Raw genomic sequence first — 17,507 nt, 5'->3', positions numbered from 1 at the left:
GGGCGGGGCGGAAATACCTACCTGTATGAACGCTCTGCTAGCCGCCTGCCTGGTTCTCCCCCTCGCTTCGGGTACGACCCAGGCCGCGGCTCCGTCATGCGGCGGATCCCCTTCCGACTTCGACGGCGACGGCCGTCCCGATCTGGCGGTGGCCGCCCCGTACGACGACCGGCGGGCCGGTTCTGTGACGGTCGTCTACGGCAACGGCCAGAAGGTGAAGCTGACCCAGGAGGGCGCCGAGCCGGGCGACTCGTTCGGCTCGGCGCTCGCGGTCGGTGACTTCGACGGCGACCGGTGCGCCGACCTGGCGGTGGGGGTGTCGGAGGAGTTCGCGGGCGAGCGCGTGCCGGGGGCCGACGGCAACGGCGTCGTCGAGCTGTTCAACGGCTCGCCCGCGGGCCTGCGGCCGGGCAAGGAGCTGGCGCCCGCGAAGCCGTCGAGTGACCGGTTCGGGGCGTCGCTGGCGGCCGGCGACCTCGACGGCGACGGGCGCGACGAGCTCGTGGTGGGCTCCCCTGGCCACCGTACGGGCGGGGGCGTCACGATCTACTGGATGAAGGGCCGCAAGCCGTACCAGATCACTCAGAAGACCCCGTGGATCCGGCAGGCGGCGAACGTGACGGACCAGTGGGGCGCGGCGCTGGCGACCGGCGACTTCGACGGGGACGGGCGCGACGAGCTGGCCGTGGGCGCGCCCGCCGACAGCGTCACCCAGGACGGCCAGGGCTCGGTCACCGTCATCGACGTGCGGGGAAAGCGGGCCCGGCTCCTGACGCAGAGCAGCTCCGGGATCAAGGGTGCCGCGGAGAAGTGGGACGCGTTCGGGGCGGCGCTCACGACCGGCGACTTCGACGCCGATGGGCACTCCGACCTGGTCGTCGGCGTGCCCGGCGAGGGGCTGGACGCCAACCAGCGGGCGATGGACTACGGCGACGGGGCCGTGCACGTCCTGTACGGGAACGGCAGCGGGCTGCTGCGCGGCGCGCGGTCGGAGATGTGGACGCAGCGGCTGCTCAAGGGCGAGCCGCGGTACTACGACAGGTTCGGCGCCGCGCTGGCGGCCGGGGACTTCAACGGGGACGGCGACGACGAGCTGGCCGTCGGCGTACCCGGCGAGAAGGGGGTCCAGGTGCTGGCCGGAGCCAGGAAGGGCGGGCTGGCCAAGGACGGCAACCTGCTGATCAAGGGCAAGGGGCGGGACTTCGGCGCGTCACTGGCCGCGCTGCCCGCGCTCGGCGGGCGCTACCGGCAGCTCACCAAGGAGCGTCAGCTGTTCGGGCTGGTGGTGGCGGCGCCGGACCAGGGCAAGGTGCTGTACGTGCCGGGCTCGCGCCAGCCGGGCACGCGTCCCGGGCTGCGGCCGGGAAGTGTCCGCGAGCTCACCAGCGGCCCCGGCCTGTACGGCTACGCGTTCGGCTGAGGCTGAGCGTTCAGTGAGGCTGAGCGTTCGACGCGTTCGGCTGAAGATGCCCCTTCACCCGAGGTGGCGCGACCTGAGACGGGGCGAGCGGGAGTGTGACGCGGAAGGTGGCGCCCTTGCCCGCCGCACTCGACGCGGAGACGCTGCCGCCGTGCGCCTCGACGAGCGTGGCGGCGATCGACAGCCCCAGCCCGGCACCGCCGGTGCTGCGCGCCGGATCGGCCCGGTAGAACCGCTCGAACACCCGCTCGGCCACCTCCGGCGAGAACCCGAGCCCCTCGTCGGTCACCTCGACGACGGCCTTGCCGTCACGCGCCCCCACCCCGACGGTGAAGGCCGTGCCCGGCGGGGTGTGCGTGAGCGCGTTGCCCACGAGATTCCCCAGCACCTGGCCGAGCCGCAGCTCGTCACCGGTCACGAGCACCGGCCCCTCGCTCCCGTACAGCATGACCAGCTCGATCTTCCGGTCGGGCGCGAGCGTCTGGGCGTCGATCACGGCGGTGGCGGCGACGCTGAGCACGTCGACGGGCCGTGCGTCGAGCTCGCGGCGCTGGTCGAGTCTGGCCAGCAGCAGCATGTCCTCGACCAGCAGGCCCATCCGCGCGGCCTGCCCCTCGATCCGGCTCAGCAACCGGGTCGCCTCCGTCAGGTCCTTGTCCATCCCGAGCCGGAACAGCTCGGCGAACCCCCTGATCGAGGTGAGCGGGGTCCGCAGCTCGTGCGAGGCGTCGGCCATGAACCGGCGCGTCAGCTCCTCCGAGCGCCGCGCCGCCCTGGCCGACTCGCGCGCCGACTCGGCCGCCGCCTCGCGCTCCCGCACGGCCACCTCGATCCGGCCGAGCATGCCGTTCAGGGCCCGGCCGAGCTTGCCGACCTCGGTGGTGCCCGCCCAGAGCGGCACCCGGCGCGACAGATCGCCGTCCGCGATGTGGCGGGCGGTCCGCTCGATCTCGCTCAAAGGGCGCAGACTCCGCCGTACGAGCCAGTAACAGGCGAAGCCGAGCACCACGAGGGTCCCGCCGCCCCCGACCGCCACGATCAGGAGCAACTGGGAGACGGTGTCGTCCAGGTCGCCCAGGCTGATCGCGATGATCCTGCTGTCGCCGTCGCGGCCCGGCATGGCGACGGCCCGCCAGGAGGGGCCGTCGGCGGCCTGCGATTCGACGGTGAAGGGCTGCCCGGCCAGGCGCGCGACGTCGGCGGTGGTGAGCCTGGGCAGGTTCGGGGTGTGCGTCTCGGTCGACTCGGTCATGGTCCTGATCTTGGCGCCGGTCGGGTCGACGAGCACCGAGTGGAACAGGCCGAAGAAACGCTGCGGGCGTGGGCCCGGCTGCGGGTCGGGAGGCGGCGGAGCGGCCCGCCACGGCGTGCTGGCGGCACGCAACTGCTGGTCGACGCGCTCGACGAGATAACCGCGCAGCAGCCGTACGGCGAACAGCCCGGTCAGCGTGATGGCCAGCGTGACCATCAGCAGGGTGGCCGAGACGAGACGCAGCCAGAGCGGCGTCCGCGCGAGATACCTCCTCATGTCATGTCCTGGCCGGGTTCAATCCTTGGGCGGGCGCAGGATGTAGCCGACGCCGCGCAGCGTGTGCAGGTATCTCCGCTCGCCGGTGTCGATCTTGCGGCGCAGGTAGGAGACGTATGACTCGACCAGCCCGACGTCGGTGCGCCAGTCGCCGTTCCAGACGTGGTCGAGGATCTGCGTCTTGGACAGCACCCGTCCCGCGTTGAGCATGAAGTACAGCAGCAGCCGGTATTCGGTGGGCGACAGCCGCACCAGGATGCCGTCGCGCCACACCTCGTGCGTCTCCTCGTCCAGCTCCAGGTCGGCGATCCGCAGCCGGTTCGGCGGCGGCGTGCCCCGCCTGGTCCTGCGCAGCACCGCCCGGATCCGGGCGATGACCTCCTCCAGGCTGAACGGCTTGGTCACGTAGTCCTCGCCGAGCCCGAGCCCGGCGAGCCGGTCCTCCGGCGTGTCCTTGGCCGTCACGAACAGCACCGGGACCCGGCGGCCACGGGAGCGCAGCCGGCCCGCGACCGTCAGGCCGTCGAGGTCGGGCAGCATCACGTCGAGCATGACCAGGTCAGGCGTGGCCTGCTCGGCCACCCGCAGGGCCTCCTTGCCGTCGGCCGCCGTGAGCACCTCGAACCCGGCCATCCGCAGGCTGGCGGAGAACAGCTCCCTGATGTTGGGCTCGTCGTCCACCACCAGCAGCCTGGCCTCCGGCTCGGTCATCTGCCACCTCCTCCCTGACTGATCGAGGTGGCCGCCACCGAGCCGTCCCCGCCCTTCTCGCCGCGCACCACGACATTGGTGCCGGTCTGCAGGTCGGTCAGCTTGCCCGGCTTGGTCACCTGAACCGTGGTCGCGTCGGTGGTGGTGACCGTGACCGTGCTGCCGTCCATGGTCTTGACGTAGATCTTGCCGCCTTCGACCTTCTCGACGGTGCCCACGGTGCCGGCCCCACCGGCGCCGCCCATCCTCTGACCGTACCCGCCCGGCATCTGTCCTCTGCCGCCCGGCTGCTGACCGTACCCGCCGGGCATCCCCTGCCTGGCACCGCCCGCCTGCTGGCCGGCGGCGGCCGTGGCGGGCGAGCCCAGCGCCTTCTGCACCTGGATGCCGATCACCACCCCGGCCACCAGCACCACGCCCGCGATCAGCCCGACCGTCACCTTCGACAGCGGCTTGCGCGACTGGACGGCCAGTTCGCTGTTCAGGTCGTCGGGGTACGGCGAGGCGTCAAGTTTGGCCATTTCTGTCTCCTTCGGGGGTCCGTCACTCATGGCGAAGAGCCTGGATCGGCCTCAACTTGGCGGCTCTGTTGGCGGGATAGCTGCCGAAGAACAATCCGATGCCGACGGACACGCCCAGCGCGAGCGCGACCGACGACGGGACGAGCACCGGTTCGATGCCCGCGATGGTGAAGCGGGTGCCCAGGAACGCCACCAGCACCCCGGAGAGCCCGCCGACCAGGCTCAGCAGCGTGGCCTCCATCAGGAACTGGCCCAGGATCGCGCTCCTGGGCGCGCCGATGGCCTTGCGGATGCCGATCTCCCTGGTCCGCTCTGTGACGGTGACCAGCATGATGTTGGTGATGCCGATGCCGCCGACCAGCAGCGAGATCGCCGCGACCGCGCCGAGCAGCACGGTGAACGTGCCGGTCGCCGCGCTGACGGTCTCCTGCAGGGTGGCCTGGTTGAGTATCCGGAAGTCGGCCGAGGCGGTGCCGGTGATGCCGTGCCGCTGGTTGAGTATGGCGGTGACCTCGGACTGCGCCGACTCCGTCGCCGCCGAGCCGCTGGCCTGCACGACGATCGAGTTGAGCGAGTCGAACCCGGTCAGGCTCTGCTGTACGGCCGGCAGCGGCGCGATGGCCACGTCGTCGGCGTCCTGCTGCCCGCCGGTCGACCCGCTCTCCTTCAGCACGCCGACGACCGTGAACGGCACGCCGGAGATCGTCACCTGCTTGCCGATCGGGTCGAGGGTGCCGAACAGCTCCTCGACCACGGTCTGCCCGAGCACCACGACCTTCCTGGCGGCCAGCACGTCGTCGTTGAAGAAGTACGTACCCTTGGTCACCGGCTTGTTCGTGGCCTCGAAGTAGCTCGGGTAGGTGCCGATGAGCTGGGAGATCGAGTGGCTGGCCGCCCCGTAGGTGGTGGCGGCCGAGGAGGCGGTCACGACCGGCGAGACCGACGCGACCGACGGCGCCACCGTCTTGTCGGTCAGGGACTTGGCGTCGGCGAGGCTGAGCTCCCTGGCCTGGGTACGCGGACCGGTGTTCTGCCCGCCGCCGGGCGCGCCACCGCCGCCGCCGGCTCGCGCGAACCCGCCGCCGCCCCCGCCACCGCCCGAGAAGGACGGGGAGATCGTCAGCGTGTTGGCGCCGAGCCGCTGGATGTTCTTCTGGATGCTCTGCGAGGAGCCCTCGCCCACGGCGACGAGCAGGATGACCGCGGCGACGCCGATGAGGATGCCGAGCGTGGTCAGCGAGCTACGCATCTTGTTGGCCAGCAGCCCGCGCAGGGCGAAGCGCAGGATCTCGAGCTGGTTCATCGGGCGACCCCCGCCATACGCGGCGGCGGCCCGTCGATCGGGCCCTGCCGGACGTCTTCCACGATCTCGCCGTCCACCAGCCTGATGACCCGCTTGGCGTGCGCGGCCACGTCGTTCTCGTGCGTGATGAGCACGATCGTGCGGCCCGACTCGCTGAGCCTGTCCATGATCTCCAGAACGTCCTGCGTGGAGGCGGTGTCGAGGTTGCCGGTGGGCTCGTCGGCCAGCAGCAAGGCGGGGGCGGTGATGAGCGCCCTGGCCACGGCGACGCGTTGCTGCTGGCCACCGGAGAGCTGGTTGGGCTCGTGGTGGATGCGATCCGTGAGACCGACCTGCTCCAGCGCGGCCAGCGCGCGCCGGCGCCGTTCGGCCTGGCCGATGCCGCCGTAGACCAGCGGCAGCTCGACGTTGGCCAGCGCGCTCATGCGCGGGATGAGGTTGAACGACTGGAAGACGAAGCCGACCCGGCGGTTGCGCAGCTTGGCGAGCTGGTGCTCGTCGAGCTGCCCGACGTCCGCGCCGTCGATCAGGTAACGGCCGGTGGTGGGCACATCCAGGCAGCCGAGGATGTTCATCAGCGTCGACTTGCCGGAGCCGGAGGCGCCCATGATGGCGAGGTAGTCGCCCTGCTCGACGTCGAGGTTGACCCCGCGCAGCGCCCGTACCCTGGCGTCGCCCTCGCCGTACTCCTTGACCAGGTTCTGCACGCTCAGGACGGGAGCCGTCATCGCCCGCCTCCCGGCACGCCGCCGCCGCCCGGGAAGCCGCCGCCGAAGCCGCCCTGCCGCTGGTTGCCGGTGCCCGTGGTGGCAGAGGTGGCGGGCGGGACGATCTGGTCGCCTTCGGAGACGCCCGACTTGATCTCGGTCAGCGAGGCGCCCTGTACGCCCACCTCGACCGGGGTTCTGACCTGCTGGCCGTTCTTGAGCAGGGTGACCGTGTTCTGGCCGCCGCTGGTGGAGACCGCGGTGGACGGGACGGTGATGACGTTCTCCGCCTGGCCGGTCACGACCTCGACGGTGGTGGTCTGTCCCAGGCGCACCTGTTTGGGGACCTTGGTGAAGGAGATCGTCACCGGATATTGCACGACGTTGTTGCTGGTGGAGGCGACCGGCTCGATCTGGGTGACCTTGCCGGTGGCGGTGACGCCCGGCAGCGCGTCGAACGAGACGGTGGCCGCCTGGCCGACCTTGAGCTTGCTGACGTCCGACTCGGTGAAGGTGCCGACGAGCTGGAGCTTGCCGGTGTCGGCCAGGTCGATGAACCCGGACCCCGATCCGCTCCCGGACTGTCCGCTCTGCCCGCTCTGGCTGGTGCTCTGGGTCGAGGTGCTGCTGGTGCCGGATCCGTTGGAGGAACCGCCGACGGCGCCGTTCACGGCCGTGACCGTGCCGGCGAACGGCGCTCTCAGCACCGTCGCCGTGGCCGTCCGCTGAGCCTCCCGGTAGGCGTTGCGCGCCTTGATGTAGGCCGCGTAGAGCTGGGCGGTCGAGGTCCCGTCGTCGACGGCGCTGTCGTACGTGGCGCGCGCGGCCGACAGGTTCTCCTCCGCCGCCGCGTCGTCGAGCTTGGCCAGGATGTCGTCCTTGCGGACCTTGTCCCCTGCCTTCACATAGATGCGCTCGACGGTCCCGCTCGTCCCGAACGCGAGCGTTCTGCTCCTGGAGCTCTCCACCGCGCCCGAGGCGGACACCGAGGCGGTCACGGTGCCGCGCCCGGCGGTCACCGTCCGGGTGGCCGTCTCGCTGGCCACCTCTTCCGTGCCGAGCTGCGCGTACGCGAACGCGACACCGCCCAGCAGGAGCACGCTCAGGGCCCCGTTGGTTATCAGCGCTCTGCGCCTTGTCGACACCTTCACAGCCGGTGACCCTTGCACACCAGCCTGCGCTACAGCCGCGAGCTAGCTGAAGGTTCGCTGACAAAGTCCACGCATCTGGAGACACACAGACAACTCTGAGCTGCCTCGCAGCCCTGTACTAACCTGCTCACGCCATGATGGGCCCTCATGAGACCGACTTTCCCGCCTAAGGCGCTCAAGCTAGGCGGGCTCGCCCTGGCCGTCCTGGTGGCCGGCTCCGGCCTGGTGCTGGCACTCCGCGACGATCCGGAGCCCGCCGCCCAGGTACGGCTGGCAGCCGCCAAGCGGGGCGTCGTCACCGCCTCGATCACGGCCGCGGGCAACACCGTGGACGGCTCGCGGCGCGACCTGGGGTTCGGCGGCTCTGGAACGGTGACCAAGATCTACGTCAAGGTCGGCGCCAAGGTGAAGAAGGGCCAGGTGCTGGCCCGGGTGAACAGCACGGCGGCGCGCGAGGACTACACGGCCGCCGCCGCCGATCTGGCCGCCGCCGAAGAGGCCCTGAACACCGCCTCGACCGCCGCCACCAGCACGGCCACGTGCTCGCCGAGCAGCGGCGGCACGACCGGCGGCACGTCCGCCTCCGTCGTGGGAGCGGTCGCGGCCAAGGGGGCCTTCGGACCTTCGGCGGTGCCCGTCGCGGACGCCGCCCCCACCACCACGCTGACTCCGGCCACGACGCCGACCCCCCGGCCCACCTGGACGCCCACCCCGGAGCCCACGCCGAGCGGCCACGAGCCGCAGCCCACGGTCACGGTGACCGTCACGGCCACGGCCACCGTCACCGCGACGGTGACGGCCACGCCGGAGGGCGGCCGGCCGTCGGCCTCGCCGACCGGCACCTCCACCGCCAAGCCCTCCGCCAAACCCACAGGCAAGTCCTCCGCCAAGCCGACCGGCAAGGCCACGGGGAAGCCCACCGGCAAGGCCACAGGGAAACCCACCGGTAAGCCGTCGACCGGCGCCTCGGGCAGGCCCAGCGGGAAGGCCACGCCGGGAACCCGCCAGTCCCAGGGCGGCAGCCCCTGCAGCGGCGCGAACGGCAAGGGCGGCATCAGCGAGGACCAGGCCAGCGCGAACGTGGACCGCGCCCAGGCCGCTCTTGAGCAGGCCGCCGACGAGGTACGCGGCACCCGGATCGTGGCCCCCGCCTCGGGCACCGTCCTGTCGGTGGCCGGATCGGTCGGCGACACGGCGGGCACCAGCACGTTCATCAGCCTCGGCGACCTGAACGAGCTCCAGGTCGACGCGATGGTCACCGAATCCGACGTGAACAAGCTCAAACTCGGCCAGGAAGCGAACATCACCCTGGCCACGCGCGGCTCGGAGAAGTACGCGGGCAAGGTCACCCGCATCGCGCCGACCGCCACCGTGAGCGACAAGCTCGTCCGCTACTCGGTGACGCTCGCCTTCGACAAGCCGCCGCGCGGGCTGATGCTCGGGCAGACGGCCTCGGTGTCGGTGACGACGGGCACGGCCAACGACGGGATCTACGTGCCGGCCGAGGCCGTGAAGAGCCGCTCGGACGGTACGACCGTGGTCACCGTGCGCTCGGGCGGCCACGACTCGGCGCGGGTGGTGCGTACCGGGGTGCGTGGGGACCAGTACGTGGAGATCACCTCGGGGCTGAGCGAGAGCGATCAGGTGGTGATGGCGGGCAGTACCACGGGCGAGTTCCCGGACACCAGCTGGCCGGAGAGCTGACGGACCCCGGCCGGGCCACCTCGGTGGCTCGGCCGCTTTTGCGTTGAGCGAACCCTCAGCCTTTTCCCAGCGGACGTTCAGGTTCGGGCGTGGGCGGTGGCGGGGATCGTGAGGCTGTGGGCGGTCTTGGCGGGGGCGCCCTTGCGGGAAATGTACTCCAGCGTCCGGTAATCAACGGAAATATCGTCACGCGTGACCTTGGCCATGATGTAGCCCCGTCGCTGGTCGATGTAGGAGATGTGCGGGTTCTCCTGCAACGCCTCGGCGATCCATGTCTTGTCCCGGTACCCGTCCCCATCGCTGGCGATCGACGACGTCACCAGTTCCCTGGCCACCACGGGCGAGTCGGGGTCGTCGAAGTCGGTCTTGAGGTCGGCCAGGTGGTGCATGTGGGCGTCGCCGGTCAGCACAACCGGGTTCGAGGTGCCGGACAGCGAGCCCAGCAGCCGGGTCCGCTCGGCGGCGTAGCCGTCCCACGAGTCCAGGTTCACCTCGCGGCCCGGCCCCACCTTGTAGTCGCGCTGCGCCATCAGGATCTGCTGCCCGAGCAGGTTCCACCGGGTGCCGGACTCGCGCAGGCCGTCCTCCAGCCAGCGCCACTGGTCGGCGCCCAGCAGCGTGCGCTTGGCCGCCAGCCGGTCGTCGCACCCGGCGCGTACCCCGTCCAGGCACGCCTGGTCGTCACGGAACTGCCGCGTGTCGAGCAGGTGGAAGCGGGCCAGCGACCCCCACGAGACACGCCGGTTCACCCGCAGCACCGCGCCCTGCACGCTGGCCCGGCGCAGCGGCATGTTCTCGTAGTACGCCCTGAAGGCGTCCGCCCGGCGCCGGGCGAAGCCGGGAGCGCCGGTGCTGGAGACGGGCCCGGCCCAGTTGTTCTCCACCTCGTGGTCGTCGAAGGCCACCAGCCACGGCGCCACCGCGTGCGCCCGCTGGAGGTCGTGGTCGCTCTTGTACTGGGCGTGCCGCAGCCGGTAGTCGGCCAGCGTCTCGCACTTGCCCGGCGTGTGGGTGCGTACCCGCCCGGCCAGCGCGGTGTAGCCGCTCGGGCCGTACTCGTACATGTAGTCGCCGAGGAACACCACCAGCTCGGGCTCCTGCTCGGCCAGCCGCCGGTAGGCGGTGTAGTAGCCGTGCTCGTAGTGCGCGCACGCCGCGACCGCGAACGTCAGCGGCCGCTCACCCGTCGGTGTGGTCCTGGTACGGCCGGCGGGCGAGAGCCTGCCTTCACTCTTGAACCGGTAGAAGTAGTCGCGTCCCGGCTCCAGGCCCCCGACCTCGACGTGGACGCTGTGCGCTGCGCCCGGCCGGGCCTCGGCCGTACCGGATCTGACGATCGACGAGAAGCGCTCGTCGGTGGAGACCTGCCAGTCGACGTCCACGCCGCGCGAGGGCATGCCGCCGCGGCCGTCGCCGGACAGGGGGTTCGGGGCGAGGCGGGTCCAGAGGACGAAGCCGTCGGTCGACGGGTCTCCGGAGGCCACGCCGAGGGTGAAGGGGTCGGTCTTGAGGGTTCTGGTCTGCTGGGACGGCATGAGGAAGGTCACTGCCGCCGCGGCGAGGAAGGATCTGCGGTCCACGGTCCAGGTATGTCCACCCCGACTGACACGGTCGTGACTGCGGAGTCAAGCCTGGATGAACAGCATCAGTCCTCCTCCCGCCGCTCCTCCCCCTCTTCTCGCAGCTCTTGGGGCAGATCCCGGCCCCTCACGTCACGCCTTGAGCGTCTTCCGCAGGGCCTCGGCGGAGGTGAACTGGACGCCCGTCATGCCCGCGCGCTCGGCCCCGGCCACGTTCTCCGGCCGGTCGTCGATGAACACGATCTCGGCCGGGTCGGCGTCGAGCTCGGCCGCCATCCGGTCGAAGATCTCCCGGTCCGGCTTCACCAGGCCCATCCTGCCGCTGTAGAAGCGCTGCTCGATGGCCGCGATCCAGGGCAGCCCGTCCAGGCCGTCGGCCAGGCAGGCGGGCGCGTTGGACAGCAGGGCCACGTCGCCGCCGCGGTCGAGGAGATCGTTCAGGATGGCGACCGTACCCTCGTCGGGGTAGGCCCAGCTCGCCACATCCATCGCGACCAGCCGGGCGACCTCGGCGATGGCGGCCGGCCGGCCGAGGACCGCCGACCAGTAGGCGGCCGGGGTCAGCGACGCCCGGTCGAACTCCAGGCGGTGCTCCCAGTAGCGCCGCTTGAACGCCTCGGGCTCGGTGTTGACCGCCCGGGCCATCTCGTCGGCGTCGGACTCAGGCTGGGGCAGGGACAGCACGCTGCCGTAGTCGAAAACAATCCACGTCATGGCAGGAATGGTCGCAGATGCGGGTCGAGTGCCGGGCAACCCAGGTATTTCTCGGCGGTGTGAAAATCGATCCAGTCGAGGTTGACCCGTTCCTCCACGTCCACGCCGGCGAAACTGCCGCGCAGCTCGGCCGGGATGGCGGCGATGTCGTCCTTGTCGGCGATGTTCACCCAGCGCTTGACGCCCGTGGGCCGCCGGCCGAGGCCGTTGATCGGGGCGGGCAGGAGGCGCTCGAAGACCACGTTGCGCATGCCGAGCGGGCTGCCGAGGGTGAGCAGCAGCTCGACCTCGAGGTCGGGGTTGGCCCAGAGCGTCTCGTAGGCCACGACGCTGCCCAGCGAATGGGCGATCACCACCCGGGGACTGTGCTTCCTGATCGTGTCGCGGACGGCCTCCTGGCACCTCACGCGCCTGTCCGGGTCGGTCAGGTAGGCCGCCACCTCCGGCGCGAACAGCGACGCGAACGCCGCCGACCTGCTGTCGAGCCGGGTGAGCAGCCACCCGGTGAACATCTTGAGCGCCCCGGTGAAGCGCTCGCCCATGTCCATGTTCCTGGCCCAGCCGATGAGCACCTGCTGGGCGGAGGGCGGCAGGGCCGCGAACGCCTGCGGGCCCTGCTTGGGCTGCCGGTCGTGCAGCAGGTGGGAGAAGTAGGCCACCTCGCTGAAGTAGGTCCGGCTCTCTCCCCCGAGCGCCGCCTGAAGGTAGCGGTCCCACTTGAGGCGCATCGCCTCCGCCGCCCCCGTCGGCGAGTTGCCCGCCGCCACGTAGTAGTTGTACTTGCCGATCCCGTGCACGCCGACGATGCCCGCCACAGCGCCTCCCGTATCACCCCGTGTTTCCAGGGCGATAGTGACACACCTCACTTGCATCTCGCCTTCAGGTTTAGGCTTGCCTAAAGGTTTAGGTAGAGCTAAAGTGAAGGGACAACGAACCGAGCGCTGAGAGCGAGACCGTGATGGCCTTTCGCCGGAGCACGCCCGATGAGGGAAGTCCGGGCGGCCTCGCCCAGGACGCCGTCGACGAGATCACCTGGTATATGCGGGAGCATAAGATGTCCCGTGCTGATCTGGCCGCTTCGATGGGCGTTTCGCCGGGCAGGGTGAGCCAGATCCTGTCGGGAGACGAGAACCTCACACTCCGTACGCTCGGTGCCGTCGTCAAGGCGCTCGGCGCTCGCATCGAGTTCACGCTCAGCGAGGCCGAGGAGGAGTCCATCCTGCTCGTCGAAGAGACTCATGGGTGAGGTCTGAGCGGCGCGGCGATCCGTGACCGCGTCGGCGGCACGAACCTGGGCAGCGACCGATACCCGGCCCGATAGGCCGAGGCCAGCAGCCGCAGGACGTCGTTCTCCGCGTCATGCCGGAGGATGCCGTGCAACCGGGTCAGGTCATTGACATACCGCTCATACCTTGCCAGCCGCGTGTGCCGGGAGCCGCGCAGCGCGGTGATCACCTTGGAGCGCGGCGCCCCGTCCTCGATCAGCGCGGCCAGGTCCAGCCGCCGTTCGATCGCATCCAGCCGGGCGTGCACCCGTTCCTTCCTGCGCTGCTCGGGCGAGAGCCGCTCGCCGATGCGCTCGTGGTAGCGGTTGGCGGCCAGGCTCAGTTCGTACACGCTCCACGAATCGTCGACCCGCCGCTCGCACCAGAGCCGCTGGTCCTCGGCCATCGCCTGGTCGAGCCGGGCCAGCAGCGACACCAGCCAGAACGTCGCCGCCTCCTTGGCCAGCGAGCGCCGCTCGTCCTCGCGGGAGCGCACCTGGCTCAGCCACAGTCCGCCCGGCGCGGCGGCGCCCAGCACCGTGGACAGGGAATTGCCCAGCAGCTCACCGCTCACCAGCGCCACGCCGGAGGAGACCAAGCCGGTCAGCAGGATGATGACGACCGCCAGCCACCAGCCTCTGGGGCCAAAAGGCCGGCCTCTGCCCTGGCAGCGGAGCAAGAGGAATCCCGTGGCGGAGGCGATGGCCAGTGGCACCGTCAGCGCTATCTGTACCGGCGTCACGTGCAGCACGGAATCGGCCTCCCCCACAGATCGTTGTCTCCATAATCGCAGCGAGGTCCGTTATTGGAAATGCCGTTGCATTAGGGATATGTCGCTCAGATACGGTGACATTCCACGTTGAAGGAACAGGAGTACCCCGACATGCCCGGCCCGCTGGTCGTCAACGACTCGGTCGTCATCCCGGACGCCGAGCTCGTCTGGCGTTTCTCTCGCTCTTCCGGCCCGGGCGGCCAGGGCGTCAACACCACCGACAGCCGGGTGGAACTCGTCTTCGACGTCTCCGCCACCACGGCCCTGTCACCGGCGCTCAAGGCACGTGCCCTCGAGCGGCTGGGCGCCCCCACGATCACCATCGCCGCGTCGGAGTACCGCTCCCAGTTGCGCAACCGCGAGGCCGCCGAACAGCGTCTGGCCCAGCGCATCCGCGAGGCCATCGCGCCCCCGCCCAAGCGCCGCCGTGCCACCAAGCCCAGCCGGGGCGCGGTCGAGCGCCGCATCGCCACCAAGAAGCTCCGCTCCGACGTCAAGCGCCTGCGCCGCAGCCCCTGACCCGGGCAAGCGGCCTATGCGGAGGGGCCCGTCAGGACGAGCTGGGCCGAGAACACGGGCTGCACGGTGAGCGGCACGGGGCAGAGCTGGCCCACGATCTCCCGTACCTGATCGCGTAGGTAGAGGGCCGTCAGACGGCCCTGGTCGTCGAAGTGCGGGCAGGTGGGCGAGAGCACCAGCTCGGTGCCCATCACGACCGCGCCCGCGCCGGCGAGCTCCTTGAACAGCTCGGCCTGCGCCCACATGGCGCCACAGGCGCGCACGCTGGCGCTCATCACGGCGACGTGTTTGCCCGCCAGGCGTCCACCGGTCGCCATCCAGCGCAGCGCGTGGCCCAGCTCAGCCGGGAGCAGGCTGTGCTCGGGCGCGGTGAGCAGCACCGCGTCGCACTCGTCGACCTTGCGGAGCAGGCCGACCACCTGCTCCGGTATGGGACCGAGCGCGTGGGGCGGGACCGCGCCGAGTCCCCGCCAGCACTCCAGGCGCGCTCCCCTGGGCAGCTCCCCGCCCATTGCCTCCAGCAATTTGTTGATAAACGATCCCGCGTGGAGGCTCGCGGCGATCCCGAAGATTCTCACCCTTCACTCCTAGGGATGTTGATGTGGTGCCCGTAGTCGGGAACCTTCCCGATGTCTGGGATGTCCAAGACCATCTCCAGGTCAAGAGGAAGCACGGGCTTGCCGCATGAGGAGCTTCGGCGATCACCTCCAGGGGCGTGCTAGATCATCGCGTGGCGGCGCGCGCCTTACGCTCGGCCCTGCGCTCGACGAACCTGGCCGCCGTCGTCTCGGTCTTGGCCAGGAACGCGCCCAGCTCCTCGCGGGCCTGCTCGCCGACCGCGTCGAGGCCGGTCTTGTCGAACACGGCCCACTGCTTCAGCACCGGCATGAGCACGTCGTCGAGGTGCAGGCGCAGGTCGTAGATGCCCTCGTGGGCGATGATCATGGCCTTGCGGGTGAAGCCCTCGATGCTGGAGCCGGGCATCTGGAAGGTCTTGACGACGTCGGTCACGGCGCGCATGGTCTGGTTCGGGTCCAGCTCGAAGGCGGCCTTGAGCAGGTTGCGGTAGAAGAGCATGTGCAGGTTCTCGTCGGCGGCGATCCTGGCCAGCAGCCGCTCGCAGCCCTCGTCGCCGGAGGCCCGGCCGGTGTTGCGGTGCGCGATGCGGGTGGCCAGCTCCTGGAAGGAGACGTAGGCGAGCTGCTGGAGCATGGTGCCGTACTCGGTGTGGTAGCCGGCCTCCATGTGCCTCATGCGGGCGCGCTCCAGCGCGATCGGGTCGACCGCGCGGGTGACGGTGAGGTAGTCGCGGATCGCGGTGCCGTGCCGGTCCTCCTCGGCGGTCCAGCGCTGCACCCAGGTGCCCCAGGCGCCGTCACGGCCGAACGTCGTGGCGATCTCGTGGTGGTAGCTGGGCAGGTTGTCCTCGGTGAGGAGGTTGACGATGAGCGAGATCCGGGCGGCCTCGGGGATTTTCGAGTCGCTGTCCTGCCAGGCCTCGCCGCCGTAGATGCCGTCGAAGTCACGGCCCTGGCTCCACGGAACGTACTCGTGCGGGAACCATTCCTTCGCCATCGAATTGTGGCGGTCAAGCTCCCCGGCGACCACGGGCTCGAGCTCGTGCAGTAGTTCCGTCTGCGTCATCGCCATCAAGATCGTCTCCCTGTAGTTACGGTACCGTAAGTTAGGCTACCCGAAGGTCGTGGCGGCCAAATAGGGTGGCCTTATGCGACCAAGTGTCCGGGGCGTCCTACTCGATCACGACGAGCAACTGATGATCTTCCGCCGGACGGTGCCGGGCCGCCAGGTCTACTGGTCGGTGCCCGGCGGCCACGTCGAGCCGCAGGACGCGACCCTGGAGCACACGCTGCACAGGGAGCTGCTGGAGGAGCTGGGCGCGACCGTCTCGAGCGTGACGCCGCTGACCACGGTCACCTATCCGTGGCAGGGCGGGATCAAGACCCAGCACGTGTACGGCTGCCGCCTGGTCGCCATGGATCCGGCCCTGCGTCACGGGCCCGAGCTCGAGGACCCCTCGCGCGGCGTGTACGAGGTCGTGCGGTTACCGCTGCGGGAGACGGAGATCACCTCCCGGCACGTCGTCCCCGAGGCCGTGGCCGCCTACCTGTCGCGCAACATCAGCGCGCTGCCGCGCCTCATCGGCGATCCTCGATCTCCCACAGATGGTCGATGACGTGCCAGGCCGTGCGCCGCACGGCGTAGGCGGGCGGCCAGCCGGTGGTCTGCGGCGGCTGCCAGGGGCGTGACAGCACCTCGGCGAGCTCCTCGCGCATCGCGTCGCGGTCCCCCTGGCTCTTGTACGGCTTGTGCCGTACGTCCACCTTCCTGGCGTAGGCGCGCTCGGCGTCCGCGACGTGCGCCATGACCTTCGACAGGTCGCGCCCGCCGCCTCGCGGCCCCTTGCGCAGGTCCTCCGGCGACTCGGCGGCGACCTCGTCGAACAGCTCCCAGGCGGCGCGCAGCAGCGCCACCCAGCGGCCCGCGGTCTCAGCGTCGATCGGCGCCTGGTCCAGCTCGGGGATCGCGAACGGCGCGCCGAAGTCGGTCATGTCGCTGCCCGGCTCGCGGGCGACCACCACAGGATCACCCGGCTCGAACCGGAGCCCGGCCCGCTCGGCGATCACCCGGTAGCGCGGCGCGTACTCCATGAGCAGGTCGATGGCCGCCTCCTCGCCCTTGGCCACGCGGCACCAGCCGGGCCACTCCAGCGAACAGGCGAAAACCTTCTTCGGGCCGACCTCCAGGTAGATGCGCGTCATGCGGACCACCTTCCCAGGCATACCTGTCAACCGGCGTCAGGTTCAGATCAGCTCTATGAGATCCGCCACCGACTCCACGACCAGCGACGGCCGGTAGGGGAAGCGGTCGATCTGATCGCGCTGGGTGACGCCGGTGAGCACCAGGATGGTGTGGAGCCCGGCCTCCATCCCGCACACGATGTCGGTGTCCATCCGGTCGCCGATCATCGCGGTGGTCTCGCTGTGGGCCTCGATCTCGTTGAGCGCGCTGCGCATCATCCGCGGGTTGGGCTTGCCGACGAAGTAGGGGTCGACGGAGGTGGCCTTGGTGATCATCGCGGCGACCGCGCCGCAGGCGGGCAGCGAGCCCTCGGTGGACGGGCCGACCGGGTCGGGGTTCGTGGCGATGAAGCGGGCGCCGCCCTCGATGAGGCGGATGGCCCGGGTGATCTGCGTGAAACTGTAGGTGCGGGTCTCGCCGAGCACCACGTAGTCGGGGTCGAGGTCGGTCAGCACGTAGCCGACCTCGTGCAGCGCGGTGGTCAGCCCGGCCTCGCCGATCACGTAGGCGGAGCCGCCCGGCCGCTGGTCGTGGAGGAACTGGGCGGTGGCCAGCGCCGAGGTCCAGATCGACTCGGCGGGCACCTCCAGGCCGGCGGCGGCCAGGCGTACCGAGAGGTCGCGCTGGGTGTAGATGGAGTTGTTGGTCAGTACCCGGAATTTCTTGCCGGACTCACTGAGCTTTTTGATGAACACGTCGGCGCCCGGGACCGGCCTGCCCTCGTGCACGAGCACGCCGTCCATGTCGGAAAGCCAGGAATCGATCCGCTTACGCTGAGTCACCCGGCCCATC

The 17,507-nt window shown here is 70.4% G+C and carries 19 protein-coding genes; 5 read left to right on the top strand and 14 right to left on the bottom strand.

The window, feature by feature from the left end:
- The first annotated feature begins 25 nt into the window (after positions 1 to 25).
- Complete coding sequence (locus KLK06_RS44950; protein ID WP_214641858.1) at positions 26 to 1,420, top strand: FG-GAP and VCBS repeat-containing protein; 1,395 nt, start codon at positions 26 to 28, stop codon at positions 1,418 to 1,420.
- Positions 1,421 to 1,430: 10 nt separating this feature from the next.
- On the opposite strand, the gene KLK06_RS44945 is transcribed toward KLK06_RS44950, so the two are convergent.
- The 6 genes from KLK06_RS44945 to KLK06_RS44920 are packed head-to-tail and all read right to left on the bottom strand — an operon-like array spanning position 1,431 to position 7,341.
- Positions 1,431 to 2,948 carry a HAMP domain-containing sensor histidine kinase gene (locus KLK06_RS44945; RefSeq protein WP_214641857.1) on the bottom strand — a complete coding sequence of 506 codons (1,518 nt, stop codon included), beginning with the start codon at positions 2,946 to 2,948 and terminating at the stop codon, positions 1,431 to 1,433.
- A gap of 18 nt (positions 2,949 to 2,966) precedes the next feature.
- Positions 2,967 to 3,659 (bottom strand): response regulator transcription factor, encoded by a 693-nt coding sequence (locus KLK06_RS44940; protein ID WP_214641856.1) that lies wholly within the window; start codon positions 3,657 to 3,659, stop codon positions 2,967 to 2,969.
- A complete protein-coding gene (locus KLK06_RS44935; RefSeq protein WP_214641855.1) occupies positions 3,656 to 4,180 on the bottom strand; it encodes a hypothetical protein in 525 nt (174 codons plus the stop codon). Before KLK06_RS44935 ends, KLK06_RS44940 begins: the two co-directional genes overlap by 4 nt.
- A 22-nt stretch (positions 4,181 to 4,202) precedes the next feature.
- Positions 4,203 to 5,483 (bottom strand): ABC transporter permease, encoded by a 1,281-nt coding sequence (locus tag KLK06_RS44930; RefSeq protein WP_214641854.1) that lies wholly within the window; start codon positions 5,481 to 5,483, stop codon positions 4,203 to 4,205.
- Positions 5,480 to 6,211 (bottom strand): ABC transporter ATP-binding protein, encoded by a 732-nt coding sequence (locus KLK06_RS44925; protein ID WP_214641853.1) that lies wholly within the window; start codon positions 6,209 to 6,211, stop codon positions 5,480 to 5,482. Before KLK06_RS44925 ends, KLK06_RS44930 begins: the two co-directional genes overlap by 4 nt.
- Positions 6,208 to 7,341, bottom strand: coding sequence for an efflux RND transporter periplasmic adaptor subunit (locus KLK06_RS44920; RefSeq protein ID WP_308168732.1), 1,134 nt, complete (start codon positions 7,339 to 7,341; stop codon positions 6,208 to 6,210). The genes KLK06_RS44925 and KLK06_RS44920 overlap by 4 nt, the downstream gene beginning before the upstream one ends.
- A gap of 147 nt (positions 7,342 to 7,488) precedes the next feature.
- Between KLK06_RS44920 and KLK06_RS44915 the strand changes: the two genes are divergently transcribed.
- Positions 7,489 to 9,045 carry an efflux RND transporter periplasmic adaptor subunit gene (locus KLK06_RS44915; RefSeq protein ID WP_214641852.1) on the top strand — a complete coding sequence of 519 codons (1,557 nt, stop codon included), beginning with the start codon at positions 7,489 to 7,491 and terminating at the stop codon, positions 9,043 to 9,045.
- Positions 9,046 to 9,122: 77 nt separating this feature from the next.
- Here the strand turns inward: KLK06_RS44915 and KLK06_RS44910 are convergent, their stop codons facing one another.
- The 3 genes from KLK06_RS44910 to KLK06_RS44900 form a co-directional block, all read right to left on the bottom strand.
- Positions 9,123 to 10,625, bottom strand: a complete 1,503-nt coding sequence (locus KLK06_RS44910; RefSeq protein ID WP_308168731.1) for an alkaline phosphatase D family protein — start codon at positions 10,623 to 10,625, stop codon at positions 9,123 to 9,125.
- 132 nt (positions 10,626 to 10,757) lie between these two features.
- Positions 10,758 to 11,339 (bottom strand): HAD family phosphatase, encoded by a 582-nt coding sequence (locus KLK06_RS44905; RefSeq protein ID WP_214641851.1) that lies wholly within the window; start codon positions 11,337 to 11,339, stop codon positions 10,758 to 10,760.
- A complete protein-coding gene (locus KLK06_RS44900; protein WP_214641850.1) occupies positions 11,336 to 12,154 on the bottom strand; it encodes a hypothetical protein in 819 nt (272 codons plus the stop codon). The genes KLK06_RS44905 and KLK06_RS44900 overlap by 4 nt, the downstream gene beginning before the upstream one ends.
- A gap of 143 nt (positions 12,155 to 12,297) precedes the next feature.
- Between KLK06_RS44900 and KLK06_RS44895 the strand changes: the two genes are divergently transcribed.
- Positions 12,298 to 12,585 (top strand): helix-turn-helix transcriptional regulator, encoded by a 288-nt coding sequence (locus tag KLK06_RS44895; RefSeq protein ID WP_308168730.1) that lies wholly within the window; start codon positions 12,298 to 12,300, stop codon positions 12,583 to 12,585.
- On the opposite strand, the gene KLK06_RS44890 is transcribed toward KLK06_RS44895, so the two are convergent.
- Positions 12,576 to 13,373, bottom strand: a complete 798-nt coding sequence (locus KLK06_RS44890; RefSeq protein ID WP_214641848.1) for a hypothetical protein — start codon at positions 13,371 to 13,373, stop codon at positions 12,576 to 12,578. The genes KLK06_RS44895 and KLK06_RS44890 overlap by 10 nt on opposite strands.
- 114 nt (positions 13,374 to 13,487) lie before the next feature.
- On the opposite strand from KLK06_RS44890, the gene arfB reads away from it, so the two are divergent.
- Entirely contained in the window at positions 13,488 to 13,895 is a 408-nt protein-coding gene (gene arfB / locus KLK06_RS44885) for an alternative ribosome rescue aminoacyl-tRNA hydrolase ArfB (RefSeq protein ID WP_214641908.1), read from the top strand.
- Between the two features lie 14 nt (positions 13,896 to 13,909).
- Here arfB and KLK06_RS44880 read toward each other — a convergent pair whose 3' ends face one another.
- Positions 13,910 to 14,473, bottom strand: coding sequence for an NAD(P)H-dependent oxidoreductase (locus tag KLK06_RS44880; RefSeq protein WP_214641847.1), 564 nt, complete (start codon positions 14,471 to 14,473; stop codon positions 13,910 to 13,912).
- Between the two features lie 145 nt (positions 14,474 to 14,618).
- The gene (locus tag KLK06_RS44875; protein ID WP_214641846.1) at positions 14,619 to 15,545 is read right to left on the bottom strand and encodes an acyl-ACP desaturase; all 927 of its coding nucleotides are present in this window, start codon (positions 15,543 to 15,545) and stop codon (positions 14,619 to 14,621) included.
- A 76-nt stretch (positions 15,546 to 15,621) separates the two neighbouring features.
- On the opposite strand from KLK06_RS44875, the gene KLK06_RS44870 reads away from it, so the two are divergent.
- Positions 15,622 to 16,089, top strand: a complete 468-nt coding sequence (locus KLK06_RS44870; RefSeq protein ID WP_214641845.1) for an NUDIX domain-containing protein — start codon at positions 15,622 to 15,624, stop codon at positions 16,087 to 16,089.
- On the opposite strand, the gene KLK06_RS44865 is transcribed toward KLK06_RS44870, so the two are convergent.
- Together KLK06_RS44865 and KLK06_RS44860 are read right to left on the bottom strand one after the other, a co-directional pair.
- Positions 16,052 to 16,675, bottom strand: coding sequence for a hypothetical protein (locus tag KLK06_RS44865; RefSeq protein ID WP_250906987.1), 624 nt, complete (start codon positions 16,673 to 16,675; stop codon positions 16,052 to 16,054). The genes KLK06_RS44870 and KLK06_RS44865 overlap by 38 nt on opposite strands.
- Before the next feature lie 42 nt (positions 16,676 to 16,717).
- Complete coding sequence (locus KLK06_RS44860) at positions 16,718 to 17,506, bottom strand: HAD-IIA family hydrolase (RefSeq protein ID WP_214641843.1); 789 nt, start codon at positions 17,504 to 17,506, stop codon at positions 16,718 to 16,720.
- Between the last annotated feature and the right edge of the window lies 1 nt (position 17,507).

The organism is Nonomuraea sp. NEAU-A123, assembly GCF_018603905.1.
Taxonomy (GTDB): domain Bacteria; phylum Actinomycetota; class Actinomycetes; order Streptosporangiales; family Streptosporangiaceae; genus Nonomuraea.
The sequence above is the reverse complement of the archived record's forward strand: the minus strand, read 5'-3'. Positions and strand labels throughout refer to the sequence as shown.